The organism is Noviluteimonas lactosilytica, assembly GCF_020866925.1.
GTDB classification, from domain to species: Bacteria; Pseudomonadota; Gammaproteobacteria; order Xanthomonadales; family Xanthomonadaceae; genus Noviluteimonas; species Noviluteimonas lactosilytica.
The window spans coordinates 1,013,237-1,039,928 of sequence record NZ_JAJGAK010000001.1 but is presented as its reverse complement, the minus strand read 5'-3'; the positions used below and the strand labels follow the sequence as shown (position 1 = coordinate 1,039,928).

The following is a 26,692-nucleotide window of genomic DNA, read 5'->3' as shown; positions in this document are numbered from 1 at the left end:
TAAAATCGCGGCATGTCCGCAGTCACTCCCGCCCTCGATGCGGCCCCCGCCGCCACGGCGGACCGTCTCAAGCTCACCGAAATCTTCCTGTCCCTGCAGGGCGAAGCCCGCGATGCGGGTTGGCCGACCGTGTTCGTGCGCCTCACCGGCTGCCCGCTGCGCTGCCAGTACTGCGACACGACGTACGCGTTCTTCGGCGGCGAGTGGTGGGACATCGACGCGATCCTCGCCGAAGTCGCACGCCACGGCGTGCGCCACGTGTGCGTGACCGGCGGCGAGCCGCTGTCGCAGAAGCGCGTGACCGGGTTGCTACGCCGACTGTGCGATTCGGGTTACATCGTGTCGCTCGAAACCTCGGGCGCGATCGACATCAGCGACGTCGACCCGCGCGTCTCGCGCGTCGTCGACATCAAGACGCCAGGCTCGGGCGAAGTCGCGCGGAACCTGTGGAGCAACCTCGCGCAGCTCACGCCGAACGACCAGGTGAAGTTCGTCGTTTGCAGCCGCGCCGACTTCGACTGGGCGTGCGACGTGCTCGCCGAACATCGCATCGCCGATCGTTGCGACGTGTTGTTCTCGCCGAGCCACGCGCAGGTCTCGCCGCGCGAACTCGCCGACTGGATCGTCGAAGCGCGCATCCCCGTGCGCTTCCAGATGCAGTTGCACAAGGCCCTGTGGGGCGAGGAGCCGGGGCGTTGAACAACGCGAAGAAGCGCGCGGTCGTGCTCGTCTCGGGCGGCATGGATTCCGCCGTCGTGCTCGCCATCGCGCGCGAGCAGGGCTACGAACCGTACGCGCTGAGCGTGCGTTACGGGCAGCGGCACACATCGGAACTCGACGCGGCCGACCGCGTGTCGAATGCACTCGGCGCCGCCGCGCACAAGACCGTCGTCGTCGACCTGCGTTCGATCGGCGGCTCCGCGCTGACCGACGACATCGACGTCCCCGAAGCCGGCGGCCCCGGCATTCCCGTCACCTACGTGCCGGCGCGCAACACGATCATGCTGTCGGTCGCGCTGGGCTGGGCGGAAGTGCTGGGTTCGTCGGATCTGTTTTGTGGCGTCAACGCGGTCGATTACTCCGGCTATCCGGATTGCCGGCCCGAATTCATCGCAGCGTTCGACAAGCTCGCGAACGTGGCGACCAAGGCCGGCGTCGAAGGCGCGGGCTTCCGCGTGCACGCGCCGCTGCTGCGGATGTCGAAGGCCGACATCGTGCGCGAGGGCCTGCGCCTGGGCGTCGACTTCGCGCAGACCGTGTCGTGCTACCAGGCCGATGCGGAAGGGCGCGCCTGCGGCCATTGCGACGCGTGCCGGCTACGAGCCGAAGGCTTCGCCGCCGCGGGCGTGCAAGACCCGACACGCTACGTAAGCTAGAATCCGCTCCCTCAAGCGGGGTGCAACCCTTCAACGTGGGCCGTTAGCTCAGTCGGTAGAGCATCGGACTTTTAATCCGCTGGTCGATGGTTCGAATCCATCACGGCCCACCAAAAAAGAAACAGGGGTCAGAGCACCATTTCCTTCGGGAAATGGTGCTCTGACCCCTGTTTCTTTTTTGGAACTCAGCAGGCGTTGCGCGCGACCGGTCGCGACTGTGGTTGTCGTGGAAGTCTGAAAGGGCCTTGGACGATCGCCATGCGACAGGAACCCGCCACGCCCGACGAAGCGCTGGCCTTCGTGCTCGAAGGCAATCGCCGTTTCGTGGATGGCCGGCCGACGCTCTATCAGCAGGACCTCGATCTGCTGCATGCGCAGACCGCCGACAGTCAGCATCCGTTCGTGGCGATCCTCGCGTGCGCGGATTCGCGCGTGCCCGTCGGGCTGGTGCTCGACGAGAACATCGGGCGCGTGTTCGTCACGCGCATCGCGGGCAACACCGAGACGACGGAGGTCATCGCCAGCCTGGAATATGCGGTCGCCATGCTGGGCGTGAAGGTCATCATGGTCATGGGCCACACGAACTGCGGCGCGATCAGTGCAGCGATCCGCAACGCGCCGGTGCCCGGCCAGATCAGCGCCTTGTTCGCGGGCATCCTGCCGGCGATCCATGACGTGGGCGATCACGACGTGGACGCGGTGACGCGCGAGCACGTCCTCAACCAGGTCGACACGCTGACGCATGCGTCGACCGTTGTCGCCGAGCGCGTGAGGGATCGGACGCTGAAAGTCGTTCCCGCGATCTACGACGTCGCGACCGGCGTCGTCGCGTTGCTGGCGCCACGCGCCGAGAACTCGGCCCCCGGGGCGCGCGCGTCCTGACGACTCAGTCGTTCGCGACGGCGGCAACCGTGAGGCGCGTCGTGCGCCCACCGGGGAGCGGCCACTGGATCGTTTGCCCGACGGAGAGGCCCAGCAGCGCGGCGCCGACGGGTGCGAGGATCGAAACGCGGCCCTCGGCGAAATTGGCTTCCGGCGGGTAGACCAGCGTCAACGCATGTTGCTCACCGGTGGTCTCGTCGATGCATCGGACGTGCGAGCCCATCATGACGACGCCGTCGGGCATGTCGCCATGCTCGCGGTATTCCGCACGGTCGAGTTCGGCCGCGAGTGCGCGGGCGACGTCGCCTTCCGAACCCGCCGATTCCAGCAAGGCTTCGAGGCGGGCTGCATCCTGCCTGGATACAACGATGTTGGGCGTCGCGGGCACTTCGGTCTCCCATGCGTGAGGCAGCGAACGCTAGCTGCACGCATCGCAAAGGTCAATTCGACACCGCTTCGTGCGCTTCACTTGCGCGTAACCGGGCAGGGCGTCTAGTGCGCGCCTTCGCAACCGGATGCATCGACATGCTTGCCTGCCTGCGATTTGGACTGGTCTTGTGCTGCGCGGTGTGGGCCGGTTGTGCGACGACGCCGACGCCGCGCTTCGAGCAGGCCGATGCGACGCAGGAGGTTGCGCGACCGGAACGCCTCCTCGTGTATGACTTCGTCGGCGCGCGCGATGCGCTTCCGCCGGATACGGAGATCTCCGCTTACATCGATGCGAACGCGCCTGCGCAGACGGCGGAGGACGTGGCGGTTGGCCAGCAGTTGGGGCAGCAGGTGTCGCAGCGGCTTGTCGAGCGGTTGCGCGCGGCGGGGATCGACGCGTATCCCATCGCGACGGGGCCGGTGCCGAAGGTCGGCGATGTCGTGGTGCGCGGCGAGTTCGTGTCGGTCGATACGGGCAGTCGTTCGCTGCGGATGCTGGTGGGATTCGGCGCGGGTCGCGCGCAGATGAGCACGCTCGTCGAAACCTACCAGATCACATCGACGGGCCGGCGCGCGCTCGCCTCCGCGCAAGCCGACACGCAAGGCGGCCGATTGCCGGGCGTGCTGTTGCCGTTGGGCCTCGGTGGATTGGGAACGAGCGCGGCAGTGTCGGGCGCGTCCAACGTGATGCAGGAACGCGGCCCGGAATCGATCCGCGCGGCCGCGCAACGCACGGCGGACGGCATCGCGGATTCGATCATCGACATCTACCGCCAGCGCGGCTGGAAATAATTCGCCGCAGCGCACCGCGCCGCATCGCATTACTGTTACGTGGTGACGTTTGTCGCGACGTCGATGTTGCCGTGCGTCGCTTTCGAGTACGGGCAGGTGTCGTGGCCGATCTGCGCGATCTTTTCCGCGACGTCCTGCGGCACGCCCGGCATGTGGATGTCGAACTTCGCCTGCAGGACCCACGCGACGCCCGACTGCGCAACGTCGACCTGGATGTCGACCGACATGTCGTCGGGCAGCTTCACGCGTTTCTTGTCGGCCGCGATGCCGAGGGCGGTGATGTAGCAAGCCGACCATGCGCCGGCGAACAGCTGCTCCGCCAACGGGTGCGGTTCGACGTCCGCGATGATGCGTGCGGCGGCATTGGGCGACGACAGGTTGAGGTCGACGTTGCCGTGTCCGCCGCTTGCGTCGCCGTGCTTGACGACCGTGTGGGTCTTGCCGGTGAAGAGGATCTTCGGGGTCTGGCTCATGTTCGCGTTCATCGTGGTCTCCGATGCTTCCCCGCGACCGATCATGCGCCCATGCGGGCGCATGTGAACGGCTGGTTGCGTCGTCGATCCTCGTCAGGCGGGCGCCGCTTCCGACGCCGTCTCCGGTTCGAACGTGATCAGCTCGCGGATCTCCGCGGTGCGCAGGCCGACCATCATCGGATTGCGCACGTTGGGCAGGAAGGCGAGGTCGAAGAGTTCGGTGACGTCGCCTTCGAAGCGGATCCAGTGGAGGACGTCGCCGTTGGCCAGCGACACGAACTGCACGCCGCACCACGGATCGGCGTCGCGCGTGCGCAGTTCTTCGTCGAGCTGCAGGCCTTCGAAGCGCTGGTTGCGCGGTTTCGACAACCCCACCGCGGCCACGTTGCCGATGATCGACAGGCCGCGCGCGAAGCCGGGGACGAATGCGACGGGCACGAACGCTTTCTTCTCGAAGTCCACCCAGCCCAGGTGGCCGGTGCCGGCGTTGAGCACCCACAGCTTGCCGTTCGCCCAGCGCGGCGAATGCGGCATCGACAGGCCTTCGCAAACGATCTCGTTGGTGGTGACGTCGATCACCACGCCGCCGTCGTGGCGGCGATCGCGCCAGCCGTCGACGCTGTCGCTGCGGCACACGGCGGTGACGTAGCGCGGTTCGCCGTCGACCATCGCCAGCCCGTTGAGGTGGCATCGATCCTCCGGTGCGAGCTTGCTGATGAAGTCGGGCTTCCAGATCGGCTTGAAGCTGTGCGTCTGGCTGAGTTCGGCCAGGCACGAGTACTTGGTGTTGACGAACACCACCTTGCCGTTCTTGCGGATGCCGAGCTCGTGGATGTCGAGGTCGCCGATCGTCTGTGCGTTGCGCGGCACGTAGCACTTGTCGAACTGTTGGTGGATCGTCTCGTTGCGTCGCAGGACGTTTTCGAAGCGCCACAACTGGAACAACCCGCCGAGGTAGATGCGCTGCGCATTGCCGACGATGCCCATCGCGCGTTCGAAGATGCGCTCGAAGAACGACACGCGGCCTTGTTTGTCGCTGCCGACCAGGTAGACGCGCCCGCTCTGGTACGACGAGATCGCGAGCGAGAGCCGGTTGGCCGCGAGCCACGGGGCGAGGCCGCGCGAGCACGATTTCTCGACTTTCATCCGCGCCAGGTCGAGGGGTTGCTTCGCCGGCGGCGCCGGCGAGGCGGGTGTTGCGATCACGTCCTGCGTGTCCGCGGCCAGGTTGTTCTGTTGTTCCACTGCTACTTCACCTTCTGGTTCGTTGTTCGGAGATCACCAGCTGTAACGCACGTTCACCTGGCCGCCGCCGATGCCTTGCATCGCGCCGCCGTCGATCCAGTTGAGGCCGCCCGTGATCGACAGGCCGCCCTTCTGCGCGCCCAGGCCCAGTTCGACCATCGCGCTGGTGCCGTCGGTGCTGGTGGTGCCGAGCAGGCCGTCGTTGATCGCGTACGCGTACTCGCCGTCGAACTCGTGGATCGCATTGATCGAGCCGTACGGCGTCCACGTGAATCCGGCGTGCTCGAAACGCTTGTCGAAGGCCACGCCGAGGCGCCCGCGCGACGACACACCCCCGTCGCTGACGAACTCGGCCTGGCCCGATTGCACCGGCGTGATGTCGCTGATGCGCGTGCGCGTGTACTGCGCCTGCGGCACGACCCCGATCCCGTTGCCCAGCGTCCACGCGGTAAAGCCGGTCTCGACGTTGAACGATTCGGCGGACGCGTCCACGCGATGTTCGCCTGCCGACGAACGCATGCGTCCATCGATGCCGGTCCAGCGCAGCGAGACGTCGAGGTAGAAACCGTTGGCGCCGAACCCGGTGCCGTACAGGCCGAACGACGTGCCGTCGAAGCGGTCGCTGCCGGCGGCGCCGTCCAGGTGCTGCGTGCCTTCCGAGCTGGCGACCAGCATGCCGAAGGCGAAGTTGTCGCCCGGGCGCGTGTCGAGGCCGAGTTCCCAACCGTGGTTCGACTGTTCGAAGCCGAAGTGGCCGCCGGAACCGAAGTTGCTGCGATGGTCCGCGTCGATGTCGCCGCTGCTGGAGAACACGCGCACCCACGGCGCCATGCCGGCGTCGCTGCTTTGGCGCGGCACCACGCCCATGCGCTGGTGCCAGGTGCCGACCTGCGCATCGACGAGGCGCTGCGCACCGGGCGCGATGGCCGCGGCGAGCGAACCCAGGTCGTCGAGGCCGGTGACGTCCACGCCGAGCGACACGATGTCGCGCGTCGCGTTGCTCGCATCGATGCGCGTGTCCAGGCGGAAGTCCATCGTCACGAAGCCGGTGCCGTGCTGCACGTGGCCCAGGATGAAGTCGCCGGCCAGCGCATCGCCGCCCACGAGCACGAGCGGGATGTCGACGTTCGCCGTCGTCGGCAGGTCCAGCAGGTTCAGGTCGAGCGTCTGCGCCGTCGATTCGATGACGCTGCCGTCGATGTAGAGGCGGTCGCTGGTGCCGTGCAGGCCGCCGACGTCGAGCTGCAGCGTGCCTTCACCGGCGAAGTCGCCGACGATGGTCAGCACGTCGTCGGCCGCGCCGTCGACGAAGCTGATCGTGCCGTTGTTGAAGACCGGGAAGGGGTTGTCCATGTCGATCACGTTCGCGTCGCCCGACACGGCGATGGTGCCGAAGTTCTCGAACATGTTGCCCGCCGCGTAGCCGCCGAGACGGATCGCGGCGTCCTGCATGACGAGCGTGCCGTGGTTGACGATGCGGTCGTCGCCGCCGCCGAAGCCAGACTCGCCGATCGCGAGCCAGGTCGCACCCGCGTCGTTGACCAGGTCGTCGTCGAGGTTGCCCGTGCGTACCGCGCCGATCAGCGAACCGCTGTTGACGATGCGCGCGGTGGCATCGCTGCCCGACGACACGGCGACGCGTTCGCCATCGCCGAATGCGGCGATGGTGCCGCTGTTGGTCAGCACGTTGCTGCCGGTGTCGCCCATCAGCACCGCGGTTGCGGTGGCGTCGGCGCCGTAGGCGCCGGCGAGGATGCGGCCGGTGTTGTCGAGTTGCGCGCCGGAGGCACTGCGCACCACCACGCCCATCGCGGTCGCGTCGTCGGCGTGCGTGGCCGCGCTGATCACGCCGCTGTTGGTGATGCTGGCCGTGAACGCGCCGAGCACCACGGCGCCATAGCTGTAGCCCACGCCGCCGAGCGCGCTTGCGGTGGCGATGATTTCGCCGCTGTTGTCGGTCAGCGCGTCGCCGCCGTCGACGACGACGTTGGGGTTCGCCCAATCGCAGCCGTATTCGTCGCAGTTGTAGGTCACCGTCTGGTGCAACGCGTATGCATGGCTGCCCACTGCGAACGCATTGCCGTTGTCGGCGGTCGCGTTGGCGAGGATGCGGCCCGCATTGGCGACTTCCGACTCGAAACCGGTGGTCACGTAAGCGCCGAAGGCCGTCGCATAGCCGAGTTCGGCGCTCGCGACGGCTTCGATGTCGCCGTGGTTGATCACCGTTCCGGCCAGCACGTTGGAGTACGCGCCGATGGCGCTGCCCCAGGACGTGGCAAGCGCCGGCACCGCGTTGGTCCCATCCGAGGTGGCGGTGGCGTGCGAGACGATGACGCCGGCGTTGTACGTGACGCCTTCCTCCATCCCCGAGCCGAACGTGTGGGTGCCGAACGACACCGCGCGACCACCGTATTGCTCGCCCGATCGGCTGCCCACCGACGCGGTGGCGACGATGGTGGCCCCGGCCGCGTTGACCACGTCGGTGTCGTGGCCGTGCGCGATCGCGCCGTAGGCGCCGGTAATGCCGAACTCGGCCTGCGCCGACGCGAGGATGTCGCCGCTGTTGACGATGCTCGCGTCGTACTTCGCATACACATTGATGCCGACCGCACCGGCGCCGCCCTGGGCGAAGCTGACGCTGTCCTCGGCGAGCGCGATGGCGACGATGTCGCCGTTGTTCAGTACCGAGACGTCGCCCTGCATGCCGGCCGAAGCCTCGATGCCGGTCGCCTGCGCCGCGCCGTAGAAACCGTTGTCGCCTTCGGAGAACGCGTAGGCATGTCCGTACACGCCGATGTCGCCATCGTTCACGACGTCGACGCCATGGTTGCCGCCGGCGCTGATGCCCACCGCGAACCCGCCGCCGAACAGGTCGACTTCGCCGGTAGCGCGGATGCTCGCACCCGCGGCATTCGAAACGACGGCGTAGTCGCCGTAGGCCATGATGCCCGTCGCGCCGGTGATGGCGCCCTCGGCGGAGGCAGTGGCCGAGATGCTGCCGTAATTGGCGACACTGGCCGTGCCGTAGATGCTGACATCCTGCACGCCGATGGCATACGCGTAGTTGACCGAAACGTTGACGATGCCGCGTTCGGCGCGGGCCATGGCGCTGATGTCGCCGTGGTTCACGACCTGCGCATCGCCCGCGATGTCGAGGAGGTAGGCGCCCGTGGCGCTCGCGACACCGATGTCCGCATAGGCATAGGCCGACAGGGAACCATCGTTGTCGACGAGCGCCATGCCGCCGTAAGCGCCGGTCGACTGCACCGCCGCGCCCCACGCCGACGCATAGCCCTGGCTCGTGACAGCGACCGCGTCGATGTCGCCCGTATTGGAAATCACGGCGTCGCCGTAGCCGTAGACGCTGAGCGCTTCCGCGCCCACGGCCTTGGCCTGCAGGAAGCCCGTCGTGCCGCGGATGTCGGCCGTGGCGATGGCCGCCGCGTAGATCGATCCGCTGTTGTCGACCACCGAGTCGTAGAGCAGCGCGAAGTTGTAGACGCCGAAGGCGATCGCTTCTTCTTCGCCTTCCGCGGCGACGCCGCCTTCGGCGATCGCGCTGATGCTGCCCGTGTTGATCGTGATCGCTTCGCCGTAGTAGGCCGATGCGTTGAGGACGCCGTAAGTGTCGGCGGCATCGCCGCTGGCATGCGCCGCGATCGTCCCATGGTTCGTGGTGCCGGCGCCGGAGGAGATGCCGACCGAGTACGTGCCGAACGCAGAGGCTTCGCCGCCGGTTGCATCCGCGTTGGCCACGATGTCGCCCGCGTTGTAGACGGTCGAGCCCAGGACGCCGAGCGAATCGATGCCGCGTGCGCCGGCGACGCCGCCCATGGCGGTTGCATCGGCGGCGAGTGCGCCGTAGTTGGAGACCGACGTGTACATGCCGTACGACCGCGCGGCACGCGCATCGGCGAGACCGCCGTCGCCGGCGGTGGCCGTTGCGGTGGCGTTGGCGTCGTTGAAGACGCTCGCCACGTCGCCGATCACGTTGATGGCCGTGGCGTGCGCCTGCGCACCCGCGCCGGCGGAGGCCGTGGCATGGAGTTCGCCGCCGTTGATCATCACGCCGATGCCCGCGTAACCCGCGAACTCGAACGCGCCATACGCGATGGCGTCGCCGTTCGCGCTCTCGGCGAGCACGCCCACGTCGCCGTAGTTGCGCATCGTGGTCGTTTCCACGGCCGTGGCATACAGGCCCAGCGCAAACGCGGCGTCGTCCGCCGAACGGGCGACGACGTCGATGCTCGCTTCGTTGGTGACGTCGACTTCCTTTTCCGACGAGGCCACCAGGCCCGCGGCGTTGGCGAATCCCGAACCGGCGTAGGCGTGCGCGGTCACGTCGCCGCTGTTGCGCACCGTCGTCGCACCGTACAGCGCCGAACTCGCATCGATGCCGGTCGCAAGGGCGATGTCGCCGGTGGCGATCGCGCTGACCGTGCCGCTGTTGTCGACGGTCGCATCGTAGACGTTGGCATAGGTGTACAGGCCGGTCGCCGATCCGCCCATCGTGCCGTTGGCGACGGCTTCGACGGTGCCGGTGTTGGTCATCGTCGCATCGCCGTAGCGCAGGGCGAGGTTGAGGACGCCCGTGGCGGTGGCGAGGTCGCCGGTCGCGGTCGCGTGGATGTCGCCGTCGTTGGTGAACGACGCGCTGCCGTAGCGCTGCCGCGTCAGGTTGAGGACGCCGAATGCGTAGGCGTACGCGGCGTCGGTTTCGGCATCGATCGAGCCGCGATTGACGACCACCGCATCGTTGTCGCCCGAGCCGTACCCGATCGACGTGATGCCGGTGGCGTAGCCGAAGCCGCCGTCCGCGTGCGCGCTGGCGTGGACGTCGCCGGCGTTGTCGACGGTCGTGGCGCTGCCGTAACCGAACGCATAGACACCGTGCGCTTCCGCGCGCCCATCGTTCGCCTGGGCATGCGACTGGATCTCGCCGTCGTTGCCGACGGACACGCTTTCGAAGAAACCGGTGGCGTACACGGCCCTGGCGCGCGCGCGGCCGCCGTCGGACTCGGCCGTCGCGCCGATCATCCCGTAGGTGTCGTTGTGGACATCGACGGCGTAACCCGCGGCACGCACACCGATCGCCTGCACGTAATCGCCCACCAGGAGAAACGTGGCGTCCGCGGTGACGTCCGCGTTGTTGACGATCGTGACACTGTCGTCGAAGGCATACAGCGCATGCACGTCCGCGCCATGACCGCTGACGTGCACGTCGGTGCCGTTGTCGATCTCGGTGAGCGTGGCGATGTCGCCGCCCCACGCGCCGTCGTTGCCTGCCGGGAGCACGCTGCTCGGATGATCGTCGCCGTCGACGCGGGTCACGTCGACGGGGGGCGGGAAGGCAGCCTCCGCGGCGAACGCCTCCTGCGCGGCGAAGCGATACGCGGCAGGCGCCGCATCCTGGCTGCGCACCGCGGCGTTCGCGACGCCGGCCGACAACGCGAACACGGCCGATGCGGCGAGCGCGGCGCGCACCGCGCGCGCAACGGGAGCGACCACGAGGGTCGCGTTCTTGCGCTGCTTGCGCGCGCGGACGTTCTTGCTGGACTCGATCATCGCTTCCCCTGGGCTGCGCAATGCGGTTCGATTGGAGATTCGTCAGTTGACGGAGACGGCAGACCAGGCGGTGGCGACTGCGCGCGCTTCCACGGAGCCGATGCCGTAAAGATCGTTGGCGGCGCTGATCGTCCCCGCGCGCGCGCCGGCGTAATTCGTCGTGGACGTGAAGTACACCGTCAGCGCGCGGTACCAGATCTTCCCGGCCTTCGCGCGACCGATGCCCGCGAACTTCGACCCGTTGCAGGTCGCCGGCGTGTGGTTGACGCCGCTGTAGGTCTTCGCGGCGGTGCCTTCGGCGAGCAAATAGAAGAACAGGTTGGCGACGCCGGACGAGTAATGCACATCCAGGTTGCCGAGGCCGCTGGACCAGCAATTCGGCGAACGCTTGTCGGCGATCGGCTTGAACATGTAGCGCAGCGCCATCTGGTTGGCGCTGCCGGCCACGTTGTCGATGAACACTTCCTCGCCGATCAGGTAATCCGGCGTGTCCTTGCCGTTGTTCGCATGGAACTCCACCATCGTGCCGAGGATGTCCGAGTTGGCCTCGTTCAGGCCGCCGGACTCGCCGGAGTAGATGAGATTCGCGGTCTGCGAATTCACGCCGTGCGACATCTCGTGACCGGTGATGTCCAGTGCGACCAGCGGGCTGAGATGCACGCCGTCGCCGTCGCCGTAGGTCATGCAGAAGCAGGTGTCGGACCAGTAGGCGTTGCTGTAGCCGCGGCCGTAATGCACGCGGCTGTACGCACCCTTGCCGTTGCCGCCGATGCCGAGGCGGCCGTGCGCGATCCGGAAATAGTCCCAGGTGACGGCTGCACCGTATTGCGCGTCGGCGGCCGCGGTGGCCACGTCCGCGATCGTGTGGTTGCCCCAGGTGTTGTCGCTGTCCTTGTAAACCTGGCCCGAGGTGCGTGCGTTGGATCCGTCGATCGTGCGCATCCCGCCGCGCGAGGGGTCGCGCAGTTCGTAGCCGCCGGTGATGCTGTTGGTGGTGAGCGCGACTTCGCCCGAGTAGAGCGTCCTGGCCTTTCCGGTGACGGCGGCGGTCTCGCGGTTGCTCCAGCGATCGAGGATCCGGCGGTCCTGTGCATCGACGACGTAGGTCATGTCGGCCTGCGCGTTGTGCAGGCGCACCTGCCATGCGAGGCGGGGCTCGATGTCGCGCGCGTACACGACGAGCGTGCTTTCGGGCGTGCCGTCGGTGCGCGCGCCGAACGCGGCGCCCGCGGCGCCGATGGCGGACTTCGCATCGCGGCCCGGGCGGACCGGCAGCAGCAGCGGCTGGCGCTGGTTCACCGACATCGACCGGAAGCGCCCCTGGCGCGAATGGACGACCACGTCGCCGCCGATCACCGGCAGGCCCCGGTACGAGCGGTCGAAGCGGACGTGCTCGGTGCCGTCCGCATCGACGATCACGTCGCGCGCCAGGAACCCGTCGTGGGCGGAGGCCGATGCCAGCGCGCCGTGGCTGCGCAGCAACCCGAGGGCACGGCCGGTGGGCGAGTTGTCGAGCGCGAGCGCGTCGCCGGCGACCGTCGTCAGTGCCGCGAGCAAAGACAACTTGGTGAACAGATGCATGGGGTTCCCCTGGGTTCGTAGCGCAGGGGAACCACGTTCCATTCCCGGCCCCGCACGCCACAAGGGGGAAATCGGGCGCGGTGATGGAACGGAAATCGAAAGGAAATGCGCGGGTCACACCGGGCCGGGCGACGCGGCGCCCCGCCCGGCGAGGGAATCAGAGGAGGGGGGCGACCGCGGAGTCGCGTTCCCCGGCGAGCGCCATCGCACGCACGCGTGCGGAAGCGGCCGCGCGCGGATCGCCCAGCGCCTGGTAGAGCTTCGGCATGACCCAGGCCACCCGGTAATCGGACTCCGCGTACTTCTCCAGCTCACCGACGATGGCCGAGGCCGCCGTGGCCCGCTCCAGGTCGAGCAGCAACATGACCTGGACGACGCCGGCCTGGATTTCGATGTCGGGCGATGCGCGGCGCCCGACCAGCGCGGCCGCCCGCTCCGCCTGCGCGAGCGCACCCGCCCGGTCGCCACCGGCGTGGAGGACGAGCGCCCGCGCCAGCGCGAGGGCGAAGTCGCGATCTCCCGTGCCTTCGCCCTGCGCAACGCCGGCGATCCATTTCTCGGCGAGCGGGACATCGCCGGCGCGCAACGCGGCCTGGACCGCGGCCAGCAACAGCCCGCGGCTCGCATCCCCGATGACCGGGCCTCGCGCGGCCAGGCGCCCGGCCTGGGCGACTTCGCCTCGCGCCAGGTGCAGGCGCAGGGAGAGCTCCAGTCGTCGCGGATCGGTGTCCTGCACGCCGCGCGCGGCGATCGCGGCCAGCGCATCGCCGGCCTCGCGCAAGCGACCCAGCGCGAGCAGGACCCTGGCCTTGGTCGACAGGACCTCGCACGCGAGCGCGTCGCTCTCGAGCTTCGGCAGGAACGCGTCGGCGCGACGGATCGTTTCCCACGCCTCGGCCGGCCTGGCCAGCGCGAGTTGCAGTTCGGCCTTCTCGTACAAGGAGTTCGCGAGGTAGTCGTGCACGCGGAATCGTTCGAAGGTTTCGATCGAGCGATCGAACTCGAGCAGCGCTTGCAGGTAGTCGCCGCGGATCGCCTCCGCCTTGCCGAGGTTGTGGCCGATCACGCCGAGCGTGATGCGATCGCCGGAGCGTTGCAGCCAGACGCGCGCCTGCCCCATGTCGCGAATGCCGGCATCGATCTCGCCGCGCTGGACGCGGACGATGCCGCGCCCCTGGTACGCCACGCCGAACATCCGGGCATCGACGCGATCGGTGGGCAGCGACTCCAGCGCTTCCAGCGCCTGCGTGAAGCGCTGGTCGGCTGCGTTCAGCTGGTCCTGCGCACGGAAGGCGGTGCCCAGCCCGATCAGCGCGCCGATCTTCGTGTCCGGATCCGCGGCGGTCACCTTGTCCAGGACCTGTTGGTAGAGCGTGGCCGCCGCATCGAGGTTGGCGGCGCGGAACTCGAGCTTCGCCTCGCGCAGCAGGAAACGCGGATCGCTGCGTTCGGCCGGCGGCAAGGACCGCACGACGCGACGCGCTTCCGTCAGGCGACCGGCCAGGATGTCCGCGTCGATGCGATGCAGGCGTTCGGCCAGCCGCGTCGGCGGCGGCGCAGCGCCGTCCCGCCTGCCCAGTTGCCGCAGCCACGCGTCGGCTGCGGCAGCGGTGGCGGCGAGCGCGGTGTCCCCGCGCGCTTCGAGCGAACGCGCCTTGCCGCCTTCGATCACCTGCAAGCGAACGCGCCAGCCATCGCGTTCCCGCAATGCCTCGGGTTGCGCGATCCAGCGCGCGCCACTGAGCGCGAGCAACTTCCTGCGGTCCACGTCGGGCGCGTCGCCTTCGATCGCCGCGGCGGTGCGCAACGCCTGCTCGCTGGGCAACACGTTGATGCCGCTGCTGCGCAATCGCTCGGCCATGTAGTCCATGGCGCCCAGGCGCACCCACGCATTCTCGGAATCGATCGGAACGACGGTCATCGGCATGACCAGCACGAGGTCGTCCGCCATCGCGGGCGCGTGCGTGTCTTTCGAACGCAGATAAAGGAAGGCGCCGAGCCCGATCGCGACCAGCAGGACGGCGAACGCCGACCAGCCGCGGGGCCATCGGCGTCGCGTGTCCGTGGTCGAGCGCGTGGGCGCCGCGACATCGATGCGCGGGACCGCTTCGTCGACGTGTCGTGGGTCGCCCGTGTCCGCTTCGGCCTCCACTTCGAGCGTCGGAGGCACTTCGTCCGGCGCGAGCGGCACTTCCTGCACCGGCGCCACCCATCGATAGCCGAAGCGCGGCAGCGTGCGGATCATCCCCTGCTGGTTGCCGGTGTCGTCCAGCGCCTTGCGCGCGCGCAGCAGGGTCTGGGCCACGACCGTGTCGCCGACATCGACCCGGCCCCACACGGCCGAGATCAACTCGTCGCGGCCCACCGCGCGATCCCGATGCTCGATCAGGTAGATGAGGCATTCCAGCGACCGGGCGCGCAGCGCCACCGGGCTCCCGTTGCGCACGAGTTCCCGCGTCGCCGGATTGAGCTCGAATTCGCCGAACAGGTACTTCAGGCGCATGGATTGGCGGCCAGCTTCTCCCTCCGCGATGGTCGCATTAATTCGCGCCAGTCGGCGCTGTCACTGCTGTCGCAGCGCCGGCATCGGGATCGGAATGTCGTACGTCGTAGCGCCGGCGCCGACGCCCGCTTCGCAACCATTGGGCGGTTGCGTGGTCGTGCCACGCGAGGGACGTTCCGCGGCCCAGAACATGTAGCCGAGCAATCCGGGCGTGGTGCCGGCGCCGTTGGGCGCGGCCGTCGTCACGAACGAGCCCGTCGACTTCTGCAGCGACGCAGCGAACTTGTTGCACTCCGGCCGCGCGCGATTGGCGCCCGCGAGATACAGCCCCGCGGTGAACTTGGCCGGCGCCAGCGGTGGGTACACCGGGTTGTAGCGAGACTTGCCGTCGATGTGTTCCTTCCAGTTCGCGATCGCCGATGTCGCCGAAGGTTGTTTGGCGGGCACCATCGCGTTGGCGTAATCGAGCACGGGTGCATTCGTGCGCAACCAGTCGCGCGTCGCCTTGCGGCCGATATCGATCAGCCAGCGATCGCCGGCGGCGAGATCGATCGTGAGTCGCGCCGCGGGGTTGCTGCCCGTGGCGTCGTACGGAATCACCGAGCGATACGCGGTGATGAACACCTGCAGGCCCACGAGGTCGGGATCGCTGTTCTCTTCGTAGTCGATCTCGATGCCGACGCCGAGTGCGTTCGCGAGCTGCGCCGCGCGCAATCCGAACAGCGTCGCATCCTGCGCCAGCGCCTGGTTCCAAGCATCGACGTAAGTGATGCCGCCGATCGACAGCATGACGCGGACGTTGCGACTGGTGAAGTAGTTGACCATCTGCGGCGTCATGCCGCGTGGCACGCCGTTGAGCGTCGTGGCGTCGGTCGTTTCGTTCAACAGCTTCAGCGGATGCACGAAGCTCAGCACGACGAGGTTGACCGAAGGCCGGCCGTCGCCGCGATCGATCAGCCAATGGTTCTTCGCATCGAACTCCGCGACGGTGCGCGGCACGCCCCACGTGCACATGTCGTCCGAGCAATGCCATGCGCCGTAGACCTGCGTCGGGCCGGCCGCCGTCGACATCATCGGCCAGGCGGCGCAAAGCACTGCAGTGGCGAGGATCGATCGACGCATGGCACGGCTCCGTGTGGCGATGGCGGGCCCGCAACGTTGCTTGAGCAAGCCCTGCCGGCGGCATCCCCCGCGCGGGGGAGTCATTTTTTCGTCGCTGCACACGACACGGATGAGTTCACTGCGCCGGTGCGCCTGCATTGGCAACATTCGTGCGTGGGGCTTCCATTATCGGAGGGATGCACCATGGCGTCCGTGCGCTACATCGAGAACGACATCGACAAGGCCGTTGACTTCTATCGCGACCGGCTGGGCTTCTCGATCGAAAAACACAACCCCGGCGCATTCGCCGAACTCACGCGCGACGACCTGCACCTGTTCCTCAACGCGCCCGGCGCCGGTAGCGCGGGAAAAGCGGGCGGTCATCCGCAACCGGGCGGGTGGAGCAGGTTCATGCTCGTCACGAAAGACCTCGACGGCATGATCGACGATCTGCGATCAGCCGGTGCGCACTTTCGAGGCGATGTGGCGGAAGCAGGCGCGGGCCGCCAGATCCTGGTGGAAGATCCTTCCGGGAACGTCGTCGAGTTGTTCGAGTACGCAAGGCGTTGATCGGCGCATCGCATCGCCTCACGAGCGCACGCGTAAGTAGATTTACGCATCGGCGCTACGGATAACTTCGGACGCACGGCTCGGCAACGGGGCGCAAGATTCCCGGGCGACGCGTCGTGCGCGAATCCAGGATCCGTCATGCCTCTCAAGGAATATCCCGCGGGCCAAGCCTTCTCCGGCGTCATCGGCCGGACGTTCGATGTTTCGCAACCGGCGTGGCCGGCGCCGAATCGCGCGGCGAAGGGCGCGCAGAACGTCTTGTTCATCGTGCTCGACGACACGGGATTCGGGCAGCTCGGGTGTTACGGCAGTCCGATCAGCACGCCCAACCTCGATGCGCTCGCCAACGATGGACTGCGCTACAGCAGCATGCACACGACGGCGCTGTGTTCGCCGTCGCGCTCATGCATGATCACCGGTCGCAACCATCATTCCAACGGACTGGCGTGCATCACCGAAGGCTCCATGGGCTATCCGGGCGCCAACGGCTACATGCCCTTCGAGAACGGCACGCTCTCGGAGATCCTGTTGCAGCACGGTTACAACACGTACGCGCTCGGGAAGTGGCATCTCACGCCCGCCGAAGCGACGTCGGCCGCCGGTCCCTACGATCGCTGGCCGCTCGGCCGCGGCTTCGAGCGCTATTACGGATTCCTCGGTGGCGACACGCACCAGTACTACCCGGAGCTGGTCGCCGACAATCACCAGGTCGAACCGGAGACGTCGCCGGAACAGGGCTATCACCTCACGCCCGACCTCGTCGAGAAAGCGAAGTCGATGATCGCCGACGCCAAGCAGGTGGCGCCGGACAAGCCCTTCTTCATGTACTTCTGCACCGGCGCGATGCACGCGCCGCATCACGTACCGAAGGAGTGGGCGGACAAGTACAAGGGCAAGTTCGACGATGGCTGGGATGCTTATCGCGAGAAGGTGTTCGAGAAGCAGAAAGCCATCGGCATCGTTCCTGCCAACACGTCGCTGTCGCGCCATGATCCCGACGTGCAGGACTGGAATTCGTTGCCCGCCGACGAGCGTCGCCTGTACGCACGCATGATGGAAGTGTTCGCCGGATTCCTGGAGCACACGGACCACTACATCGGCGAGTTGATCGCGTTCCTCAAGGAGATGGGCGAATACGAGAACACGCTGATCATGGTGATCTCCGACAACGGCGCCAGCGCAGAGGGCGGTCCGCACGGTTCGGTCAACGAAGGCAAGTTCTTCAACAACGTGCCGGACGACCTCGGGAAGAACCTCGCTGCGATCGACGACATCGGGGGTCCGAAGTTCTTCAATCACTATCCATGGGGCTGGACGCACGCGGGCAATACGCCGTTCCGTCGCTGGAAGCGCGAGACCTACCGCGGCGGCACGGCCGATCCGTTCATCGTGTGCTGGCCGAAAGGCATCAAGGCGAAGGGCGAAATCCGCACGCAGTATTGCCATGCGATCGACATGGTGCCGACCGTGCTGGATGCATTGGGAATCGCGCCGCCCACAAAGATCCGTGGGGTGACCCAATCACCGCTGCAGGGATTCAGTCTCAAGTCGTCGTTCGACGATGCCGCGGCGCCTTCGTTGCACGTGACCCAATACTTCGAGATGTTCGGCCATCGCTCGCTGTACCACGACGGTTGGCGCGCCGTGTGTCCGTGGCCGGGCACGTCGTTCACCGAATCCGGCCTGGGCTTCGGCGCGCCGATGGACCACGACAAACTCACCGAGCTCGACGCGCACGGGTGGGAGCTCTACAACCTCAACGACGATTTCGCGGAAACGAAGGACCTGGCCGAAGCCGACAAAGCGCGGCTCATCGCCATGATCGGCATGTGGTACGTCGAGGCGGGCAAGTACAACGTGCTGCCGATCGACAGCCGCGGAACGTTGCGGCTCGGAGAAGAGCGGCCGCAGATCGCGGTCGGGCGAAAGAAGTACGTGTATTACCCGGGCACGCAGGTGGTGCCGGGAAATGCCGCGCCCTTGCTGGTGAACCGGCATCATTCGGTGTCGGTGCACGCGAACGTGCCCAAGGGCGGCGCGGAAGGCGTGCTGTTCTGCATGGGCGGCAACGATGGCGGTTTTTCGTTCTACGTCGAGGACGGCAAGCTCACCTACGGCTACAACTACGTCGCCGACCAGCGTTTCAAGGTGCAATCCAGCAACGGCGGAATCCCCGAAGGCGACCACATCTTCAGCTTCGAATTCACGCCGACGGGCGAGGCCGACATCGCCAAGGGCAAGGGTGTGCCGGCCAACGTGAAGTTGTTCGTGGATGCGCACCCGGTCGGCAGCGGAGAGTTGCCGGTCACCATTCCCCTGACGCTCGGCCTTGCCGCGGGCGTCGCCGTCGGCGCCGATACGGGCGCGCCGGTCATGGACGATTACGCGGCGCCGTTCGCGTTCACGGGCACGGTGCGGAAGGCGCTGATCGACGTGTCGGGCGGCGCCGTCGAGGACCAGGAAGCCAGGATGCGGATGTACCTGGCGCGTCAGTAGTCGATCAGGGCGTGACCAGCGGCGGATTGCGCTCGGCGAACATCCCGTTCCAATACGGGTAGTACGGGTACGGCGGCGTCGCATGGCTCGCTTTGTCGAGCGTCGCCACCTGTTCCGGCGTCAGCGACCAACCCACCGCGCCCAGGTTGTCGCGCAGCTGCGCTTCGTTGCGTGCACCGATCAATACCGACGAAACCGTCGGTCGTTGCAGCAGCCAGTTCAACGCAATCTGCGGGATCGTCTTGCCGGTGTCCGCTGCGATCGCATCGAGCGCATCGACGACGCGGTACAGGCGTTCGTCTTCCACCGGCGGCGCGAACGCGGCGGTGTCGTGCAGGCGGCTGCCTTCCGGCAATGGCTGGCCGCGGCGGAGCTTGCCGGTGAGGCGGCCCCAACCGAGCGGACTCCACACGATGGCGCCCACGCCCTGATCCGCGCCGACGGGCATCAACTCCCACTCGTAATCGCGGCCGATCAGCGAGTAGTACGCCTGGTTCGCGACGAAGCGCTCGTAGCCATGTCGATCCGCGATCGCCTGCGATTTCATCAACTGCCAGCCGGAGAAGTTCGACACGCCGAGATAGCGCACCTTGCCGGCGCGCACCAGCTCGTCGAGCGTGCGCATGACGCTTTCCACCGGCGTCATCGCGTCGAAGTGGTGCAGCTGCAATACGTCGATGTAGTCGGTGTCGAGCCGTTGCAACGCGCGTTCGACGCCGCGCAGGAGGTGATGGCGAGAAGCGCCGACCGCGTTGGGATCATCGCCGGCGCGCAGCGTGAGCTTCGTCGACAGGATCACGTCGCTGCGCCGGCCGCGGATCGCGGCGCCGAGGATCGATTCCGACGCGCCGTTCGAATACACGTCGGCGGTGTCGAACAGGTTCAGGCCGGCCTCGAGGCAGATGTCGATGAGCCGCGTCGCCGCCGCGACATCGCTGTTGCCCCAGGCCGAGAACAACGGCCCTTGTCCGCCGAACGTGCCGGCGCCGAAGCCAAGCGCGGGCACCTTGAAGCCGGACGCGCCGAGGAAGCGGGTTTCCATGTGTTGCTCCTTGTTCGAAGTGGAGTGTCAGGCGGCGTCGGCGACGCAATCGCCCGTCGCCGGCGTGCGTTGCGCGACATCGCTGCGCACGCTCCACCACACGATCGCCAGTCCGCCGAGCGTCACGAGCGCGGCCACCCACGTCACCGCGCCGAGGCCCGGACCGCGCGCGATCACCACGCCGCCGAGCCACGCGCCGAGCGCGTTGCCGAGGTTGAATGCCGCGATGTTGAAACTGGAGGCGAGGCTCTGCCCCGCGCCTTCCGCCTTCTGCAGCACGCGCAACTGCAACGGCGCGACGGTCGCGAACGCGGCGGCGCCGAGCAGGCCGGTGAACAACACGGCCGCGGGTTTGCTGTGCAGCGCGAACGTCATGACGCCGAGCACCAGCGCCAACACCGCGAGCGATCCGATCAGCGTCGGCACCAGGCGGCGATCGGCGAGGCGGCCGCCGACGAGGTTGCCGGCGATCATGCCGACGCCGAACACCAGCAGGATCGGCGACACCGCGCTGTCGGCGAAGCCGGTGACCTGCGTCAGGATCGGCTGGATGTAGGTGAACACCGCGAACACGCCGGCATAGCCGATCACCGTTGCCGCCAGGCCGAGCAACACCTGCGGGCGGCCGAGCACCTTCGCTTCTTCGCGAATGGAGATCTGCTTGCGATCGCCATGGTCGGCGGGCACCAGCGCAGCGATGACCACGGTGGCCACGATGCCGATCGCGACGACGGCCCAGAACGTCGCGCGCCAACCGAAGTGCAAACCGAGCCACGCACCCGCCGGCACACCGAGCAACGTCGCCACGGTAAGCCCGGTGAACATGATCGAGATCGCCGACGCCTTGCGCTCTTCCGCGACAAGCCCCGTCGCGACGACCGCACCGATGCCGAAGAACGTGCCGTGCGCCAGCGACGTCAGCACGCGCGCGGCCATCAGCCACGCGTAGTTCGGCGCAAGCGCACACGCGAGATTGCCGAGGGTGAAGATCACCATCAACGCGACGAGTGCGCGCTTGCGCGGCATGCGGCTGGTCGCCGCGGTCAGCAACGGGGCGCCGACGAAGACGCCCAAGGCATAGCCGGAGATCAGCAGGCCCGCCGCCGCGATGGTGACCTGCAACTCGTCGGCGACCTGCAGCAGCAGGCCCATGATCACGAACTCGGTGGTGCCGATGCCGAAGGCGCCGACGGTGAGGGCGTAGAGCGCGAGCGGGATTCGGCGCGTCGGGGCGGGGAGCGGGATCGAGGCGGAGGACATGGAGGTCGGGCCGGGATGGGGGCAATGCACAGCCTGAGCCCTTGCGCTCTTTCAAAAAACCGCGCATATGTGGAAGCACTTTCAACGATCCCTTGATAATCCATGGATCGCATCGGCGACATCGCCCTGTTCCTGCGGGTGCTCGACCTGGGGTCGATCAGCGCGGCGGCGCGCAGCCTGGACCTGTCGGTCGCGGTGGCCAGCCAGCGGCTGAAGCGGCTGGAGGGCGACCTGGGCGTCCGCCTGCTCCATCGGACCACCCGCCACCTGACGCCGACCCCCGAAGGCCTGCTGCTCGCCGAACAAGGTCGCGCGCTGGTCGAAGACCTCGACGCGCTGTCCGAAAGTCTGCGCCGCACGGGCGGCGGCATCGCGGGCACGCTGCGCATGACGATGTCCTCGACGTTCGGCCGCCTCTACATCTCGCCGTTGCTGCCGGAGTTCCTCGCGCTCCATCCCGACGTTCGCGTCAGCGTCGACTTGAACGACCTGAAGGTCGACCTGGTGAACGCGGGCACGGACCTGGCCATCCGCATCGGCGCGCTCGACGACTCGACGCTCGTCGCGCGCAAGCTCGCGAGCAATCGACGCGTGCTGTGCGCATCGCCCGACTACCTGCGCAAGCACGGCGCGCCGCAAACACCCGAAGATCTCGCGCGCCACGAATGTTTGCTGCTCGTCGGCACGCAAGGGCGGCAGGATGTGTGGCGCTTGCAGGGGCCCGATGGCGAAGTCGCCGTGCGCGTGCAGGGTCGCATCGAAAGCAACCAGGGCGAGCTGCTGCGCGATGCCGCCGTCGCCGGCATGGGCATCGCGTTGCATTCGACGTGGCACGTCAACGGCGATCTGCGTGCAGGGCGATTGCAAGTGCTGCTGGCCGATTATCCGCCTCCCGACACCGGCATCCACGCAGTCATGCCGCAGCGCCGCCTCGTGCCGCCCCGCGTGCGCGCGTTCGTCGACTTCCTTGCGCAGCGATTGGGCGATCCGCCGCCGTGGGAGCGCGAACGAACGCGCGAACGTTAGGCATGTCCGAACGGACTGCGCCAAGCCGTTCATTGATTCGTCGAGGGCACCGAAGGAGAGGTCGATGTTCCTGCGATCGATTGCACCGTTGACCCTGGGATGTCTCGTTGCACTCGGCGTGTCGTGGCCACGCGATGCGCGCGCGCAGGCGGACGACCACCACGCCGCGATGCACGCCGCAGTCGGTGACGTGGATTTCCCGGTGTCGTGAAAACATGAGGCGCAGGAGAAGTTCGACGTCCTCGCCGCGATGCTCTATTCCTTCTACTGGGAAAAGATCGACGCCGCCGCGGCCGACGTGCTCGCCGCCGATCCGGATTGCGCGATGGCGTACTGGGCGCTCGCCGTCGCGAGCCTCGCCAACCCGCTGGGCTCTCCGCCGAGCGCGAAGCAGGAAGCGCACGGGTGGGAGATGGTGCAGAAGGCGAAGCGACTCGGTGCGAAGACCGAGCGCGAGCGCGACTGGATCGACGCGATCGCCGTCGTCTTCGAGGACTACGACACCGTGCCGTTCAAGCAGCGGGCGCAGGCGTACACGGACGCGCTCGCGCGACTGCGCGCGCGGTGGCCCGACGACAGCGAAGCGGCGATCCAGTACGCCTTCTGGTTGCAGGTCACCGCCGACCGCAACGACCAGACGTATGCGCGGCAACTCGAGAGCGCGAAGCTCCTCGAGCCGTTGTTCGCCACGAACCCGAACCATCCCGGCATCGCGCACTTCCTGATCCACGCCTACGACTTCCCCGCGATCGCGGATCGCGGGCTCGACGCGGCGCGGCGTTACGCGTCGATCGCACCGGATTCGCCGCATGCGTTGCACATGCCGTCGCACATCTTTTCCCGTGCCGGCCAGTGGCAGGAGTCCATTGCGACGAACCAGCGATCGCGCGCGGCCGCCACGCGCGATCCGGATGTCTTCCATGCGATCGACTACATGGCGTACGCCGACCTGCAACTCGCGCGAGACGAAGACGTGCGTGCATTGGTGGCGTTCGTCGAATCGGCGACGCCGAAAGACCAGGTGCGGCAGGTCGCCTACGCGAGCGCGTCCGTCCCTGCGCGTTACGCGCTCGAACGCCATGACTGGGCCGCGGCGTCGAAGCTGGCGTTGCATCCGCTCCCAGAAACATTCGACTGGAAGCAATTCCCGGAAGCCGAAGCGGTGAACGCATTCGCGCGCGGCATCGGCGCGGCGCGCCTCGGTGAAACGGCCGCGGCAAAGTCGGAGGTCGCGCGACTGGAAGCGCTGCGCACGCGCATGGTCGAACAGGACAAGGGCTACTGGGTCGAACAGGCCGACCTCCAGGCCGGCGCGATCCGTGCATGGATCGCCCGCGCGGAAAAACACGACGACGAGGCGCTGGCGTTGATGCGCGAGACGGCCGATCGCGAGGACAGGACCGAAGAGCACATCATGATGCCGGGTCGCGTGATCCCCGCGCGCGAGATGCTCGGCGAGATGCTGCTCGAACTGGATCGGCCGGCCGACGCGCTCGCCGCTTTCGAAACGTCGCTGCGCAACGACCCGAATCGCTTCCGCAATCTCCTCGGCGCCGCGCGCGCCGCCGAACGCGCAGGCGACCGCGCGAAGGCACGCACGTACTACACGCGATTGCTCGCGCAAGTCGGCGATGCCGATGGACGCAGCGAGATCGCCGCGGCGCGTGCATTCGTCCAACGCGACGCCAGGGAGTGAACGGCGACGCCGGCCATCGAATGCGGCGACGTCGCGATGGCGACGGCTGCGTCCGACGCGTGCGTCGTCGACCGCAGGCCGTGCCGTCGCGCCGCCGCCATCGCACTGCGGCGCGCCTTCGGTTACAGGCGCGTGGAAACGGCGCTGCCGCACACCACGGAAAGCACCGTGCCGTTCGCGGCGTAGCGCGTCGCGCGCGCGGGGCCGGCGATCGCCTTGCGGTCGTTGCTCAGCAGCAACGTGCGTTCGACGATGTTGTAGCCGTGGTAGACGTTGTCGACGAACCAGTCGAAGTGGAACTTCATCGTGTACTGATGCGTGAGCGGGTTGTAGGACCACGTGCCCACGCCGTACGAGCGCTGGTTGTTGCCGGCCACGCCGAAGGCATTGGGCACGCCGTCGGGCGGGAAGCGCGGCAGTTCGAGCACCGTGCCGCCGGCCTGGAACTGCAGGTAGCCGCGGATCGGGATCGGGGTGACGCCGCTGCCGCACGGGCCGACGGCCCCATCGGTCGCCCAGGTGCCCACGATGTTGTTGGCCGCGACGGGCAGCGCGCCGGTCTTCACCGGGTCGACGGCGAGTGCGGGGAACGTGGTGCACAGCAGCATCGGCACAAGGAACAGGCGCTTCATGGCGTTCATGGCGGAGCTCCGCGAATGGGGGTCGACGCCCCCGGGGAGCGCGACCCTCGCCGTGCGGTGGCCTCCCACGCCATCGAAATCCGGTGAAGCTTTCTGAAAAAAGGTGAAGCGCATGCCCGACGCGAGCCCCCGGCACTACAGCTTCGACAGGTTTCGCGTCGACACGCGCGCGCGTGAAGTGCGCGAAGTCGATGGGCCGCCCTTGCCGCTTCCTGCCAAGGCCTTCGACGTGCTGGTGTTCCTGGTCGAGCAGCGCGATCGCATCGTCACGCGCGACGAACTGGCGGCGGCCGTGTGGAGCGGCCGCGTGGTCGAGGAGAACACGATCACCCAAGCGATCGCCGCGCTGCGGCGCGCGCTGGATACGCAACCCGGCGACCATCGCTTCATCGTGACGGTGCCCGGTCGCGGTTACCGGTTCGTCGCCGATGTGGTGGAAGGGGAAGAGGCGGTGCCCGCGACGCCGGGTGGCGGCGCTGCTCCCGCCGGTGCGGGCCGGTCGAAGCGCGCGCCGGTCGTCGCGATCACCTGCGTGCTCCTCGCGCTGATCGGCGTGCTCGTGGCCTGGCGCTGGACCAACCGCCCGGCGACGCAGGCCCCACCCGATGCCGCGCTCGCGGTCCTGCCGTTCCGCACGCTCTCGAGCGCGCAACGCGATCCGCTGCTCGAACTCGGCCTGGCGGACACGCTCATCACCCGCATCGGCGATTCGACATCTTTGCGCGTGCGCTCGCTCGCCTCCAGCGAACGCGCACTGGAACCGGGCCGCGACCCCATCGATGCGGCCACGCGACTCGGTGCGCGTTACGTCATCGACGGCACCGTGCAACAGGCCGACAACCGCGTTCGGGTGAGCGCGCGCCTGCTTGACACGGCCGATGGCAACGCGTTGTGGTCCGGCACGTTCGACGAACGCGCCGATCGCGTGTTCACCCTCCAGGACCGCCTCGCCGATGCGATGGTCGGCGCGCTCGCGCTGAATGCGCGCGCACGCGCCGGTGCTGCGAAGCCGTGCGATGGCGACGATGCCGGGGCGTACCGCGCCTATCTCGCGGGCCGGCACCAGTTCGAACGCCCCTCGGGCGAAGCGATGCGCAAGGCGCTCGCCTCGTTTCGCCGCGCGATCGAACTCGACCCGACGTGCGCGCGCGCCTATGCCGGCATGGCGTTCGCGCATCGCACGCTGGTGATGACGGCCGATGCGGACCCGCGCGTGCATTTCCCGCTCGCGAAGGCGGCCATCGATCGCGCGCTCGCGCTCGATCCGAATCTTGCCGAAGCCTACGCATCGCAGGGCTTCGTGCGCTTCTGGTACGACCGCGACTGGACCGGTTCGGAAGCCTCGCTCAAGCGCGCGATCGCATTGAACCCGAGTCTCGCCGAAGCGCACCTTGCCTACGCGCACCTGCTGTCGAACATCGGGCGCAAGGCCGAAGCGGGTGAACATGCGCGGCGGGCCGTCGAGCTCGAGCCGTTGTCGCCGCTGTTCAACCTGCTCGGCGCCGGGATGTTGTGGGAGGCGGGCTTCGAGGAAGAAGCCGAACGCGCGGGCGCCCGCGTGCAGGATGTCGAACCGGACTTCTGGTTGGCGCGGATGCTCGGCGGCGCGGAGAAGGCCTACGGCGGCGACGTCGAAGGCGGCATCCGCGATCTCGAAACCGCCGCTGAGGCTTGCGATCAATGCAGCCAGGTGCTCGCGGTGCTGGGCATGGTGTACGCGCGCGCCGATCGTCGCGCGGATGCCGAAGCGTTGCTTGCGCGCATGGAGCAACGCGCGAAGGACGGTTACCTGCCGCCGACTTCGATCGCCGCCGTGCGCAACGCGCTCGGCGACACCGACGGCGCGCTCGATCTGCTCGAAGAAGGCCTGCGCGAAAGCGACGTCCGCATGACGTTCCTGCGCGTCGACAGCCGCTGGGACAACCTGCGGGACCTGCCGCGTTTCCGTGCCGTCGACGCGGCCATGCGATTCCCGTAGTCGCATCCGGCGACTTGATCTGCATCAAGGGGGCGG

General features: G+C 67.8%; 20 protein-coding genes and 1 tRNA gene. 11 read left to right on the top strand and 10 right to left on the bottom strand.

The window, feature by feature from the left end; translation table 11 throughout:
* The first annotated feature begins 12 nt into the window (after window positions 1-12).
* From queE to LK996_RS05090, 4 genes are all read left to right on the top strand, one after another.
* A complete protein-coding gene (gene queE / locus LK996_RS05105; protein WP_230526055.1) occupies window positions 13-699 on the top strand; it encodes a 7-carboxy-7-deazaguanine synthase QueE in 687 nt (228 codons plus the stop codon).
* Window positions 696-1,376, top strand: coding sequence for a 7-cyano-7-deazaguanine synthase QueC (gene queC / locus LK996_RS05100; RefSeq protein WP_255656368.1), 681 nt, complete (start codon window positions 696-698; stop codon window positions 1,374-1,376). The genes queE and queC overlap by 4 nt, the downstream gene beginning before the upstream one ends.
* 37 nt (window positions 1,377-1,413) lie before the next feature.
* Window positions 1,414-1,489: transfer RNA gene (locus tag LK996_RS05095), tRNA-Lys, on the top strand.
* A 145-nt stretch (window positions 1,490-1,634) separates the two neighbouring features.
* Window positions 1,635-2,258 carry a carbonic anhydrase gene (locus LK996_RS05090; RefSeq protein WP_230526054.1) on the top strand — a complete coding sequence of 208 codons (624 nt, stop codon included), beginning with the start codon at window positions 1,635-1,637 and terminating at the stop codon, window positions 2,256-2,258.
* Window positions 2,259-2,262: 4 nt separating this feature from the next.
* Here LK996_RS05090 and rnk read toward each other — a convergent pair whose 3' ends face one another.
* Entirely contained in the window at window positions 2,263-2,646 is a 384-nt protein-coding gene (gene rnk, locus LK996_RS05085; protein WP_230526053.1) for a nucleoside diphosphate kinase regulator, read from the bottom strand.
* 137 nt (window positions 2,647-2,783) lie between these two features.
* Between rnk and LK996_RS05080 the strand changes: the two genes are divergently transcribed.
* Window positions 2,784-3,479 (top strand): DUF4410 domain-containing protein, encoded by a 696-nt coding sequence (locus tag LK996_RS05080; protein WP_230526052.1) that lies wholly within the window; start codon window positions 2,784-2,786, stop codon window positions 3,477-3,479.
* Window positions 3,480-3,514: 35 nt separating this feature from the next.
* Here the strand turns inward: LK996_RS05080 and LK996_RS05075 are convergent, their stop codons facing one another.
* The 6 genes from LK996_RS05075 to LK996_RS05050 all read right to left on the bottom strand — a co-directional run bounded on the left by LK996_RS05075 (window position 3,515) and on the right by LK996_RS05050 (window position 15,968).
* Window positions 3,515-3,952 carry an Ohr family peroxiredoxin gene (locus LK996_RS05075; protein ID WP_230526051.1) on the bottom strand — a complete coding sequence of 146 codons (438 nt, stop codon included), beginning with the start codon at window positions 3,950-3,952 and terminating at the stop codon, window positions 3,515-3,517.
* A gap of 93 nt (window positions 3,953-4,045) precedes the next feature.
* Window positions 4,046-5,197 (bottom strand): TIGR03032 family protein, encoded by a 1,152-nt coding sequence (locus LK996_RS05070; protein WP_230526050.1) that lies wholly within the window; start codon window positions 5,195-5,197, stop codon window positions 4,046-4,048.
* A 33-nt stretch (window positions 5,198-5,230) separates the two neighbouring features.
* Window positions 5,231-10,762, bottom strand: a complete 5,532-nt coding sequence (locus LK996_RS05065) for an autotransporter outer membrane beta-barrel domain-containing protein (protein ID WP_230526049.1) — start codon at window positions 10,760-10,762, stop codon at window positions 5,231-5,233.
* A 42-nt stretch (window positions 10,763-10,804) separates the two neighbouring features.
* Window positions 10,805-12,343, bottom strand: coding sequence for a M4 family metallopeptidase (locus LK996_RS05060; RefSeq protein ID WP_230526048.1), 1,539 nt, complete (start codon window positions 12,341-12,343; stop codon window positions 10,805-10,807).
* A gap of 157 nt (window positions 12,344-12,500) precedes the next feature.
* Entirely contained in the window at window positions 12,501-14,846 is a 2,346-nt protein-coding gene (locus LK996_RS05055; RefSeq protein ID WP_230526047.1) for a winged helix-turn-helix domain-containing protein, read from the bottom strand.
* Between the two features lie 60 nt (window positions 14,847-14,906).
* Entirely contained in the window at window positions 14,907-15,968 is a 1,062-nt protein-coding gene (locus tag LK996_RS05050) for a glycoside hydrolase family 18 protein (RefSeq protein WP_230526046.1), read from the bottom strand.
* Window positions 15,969-16,151: 183 nt separating this feature from the next.
* On the opposite strand from LK996_RS05050, the gene LK996_RS05045 reads away from it, so the two are divergent.
* On the top strand, window positions 16,152-16,517 hold the full coding sequence (locus LK996_RS05045; protein WP_230526045.1) for a VOC family protein: 366 nt from the start codon (window positions 16,152-16,154) through the stop codon (window positions 16,515-16,517).
* Between the two features lie 138 nt (window positions 16,518-16,655).
* Complete coding sequence (locus LK996_RS05040; RefSeq protein WP_230526044.1) at window positions 16,656-19,013, top strand: arylsulfatase; 2,358 nt, start codon at window positions 16,656-16,658, stop codon at window positions 19,011-19,013.
* 4 nt (window positions 19,014-19,017) lie between these two features.
* Here LK996_RS05040 and LK996_RS05035 read toward each other — a convergent pair whose 3' ends face one another.
* Both LK996_RS05035 and LK996_RS05030 read right to left on the bottom strand, forming a co-directional pair.
* Window positions 19,018-20,055 (bottom strand): aldo/keto reductase, encoded by a 1,038-nt coding sequence (locus LK996_RS05035; protein WP_230526043.1) that lies wholly within the window; start codon window positions 20,053-20,055, stop codon window positions 19,018-19,020.
* A gap of 27 nt (window positions 20,056-20,082) precedes the next feature.
* Window positions 20,083-21,315 (bottom strand): MFS transporter, encoded by a 1,233-nt coding sequence (locus LK996_RS05030; protein ID WP_230526042.1) that lies wholly within the window; start codon window positions 21,313-21,315, stop codon window positions 20,083-20,085.
* Between the two features lie 102 nt (window positions 21,316-21,417).
* Between LK996_RS05030 and LK996_RS05025 the strand changes: the two genes are divergently transcribed.
* The 3 genes from LK996_RS05025 (at window position 21,418) to LK996_RS05015 (ending at window position 24,037) form a co-directional block, all read left to right on the top strand.
* Entirely contained in the window at window positions 21,418-22,341 is a 924-nt protein-coding gene (locus LK996_RS05025; protein WP_230526041.1) for a LysR family transcriptional regulator, read from the top strand.
* Window positions 22,342-22,405: 64 nt separating this feature from the next.
* On the top strand, window positions 22,406-22,552 hold the full coding sequence (locus LK996_RS05020) for a hypothetical protein (RefSeq protein ID WP_230526040.1): 147 nt from the start codon (window positions 22,406-22,408) through the stop codon (window positions 22,550-22,552).
* Window positions 22,553-22,591: 39 nt separating this feature from the next.
* Window positions 22,592-24,037: a hypothetical protein gene (locus LK996_RS05015; protein ID WP_230526039.1), complete on the top strand. Its 1,446-nt coding sequence runs from the start codon at window positions 22,592-22,594 to the stop codon at window positions 24,035-24,037.
* A gap of 122 nt (window positions 24,038-24,159) precedes the next feature.
* Here LK996_RS05015 and LK996_RS05010 read toward each other — a convergent pair whose 3' ends face one another.
* Window positions 24,160-24,678, bottom strand: coding sequence for a hypothetical protein (locus LK996_RS05010; protein WP_230526038.1), 519 nt, complete (start codon window positions 24,676-24,678; stop codon window positions 24,160-24,162).
* Between the two features lie 112 nt (window positions 24,679-24,790).
* Here LK996_RS05010 and LK996_RS05005 point away from each other — a divergent pair, with 112 nt between their 5' ends.
* Entirely contained in the window at window positions 24,791-26,656 is a 1,866-nt protein-coding gene (locus tag LK996_RS05005) for a winged helix-turn-helix domain-containing tetratricopeptide repeat protein (RefSeq protein ID WP_230526037.1), read from the top strand.
* Window positions 26,657-26,692: the final 36 nt, after the last annotated feature.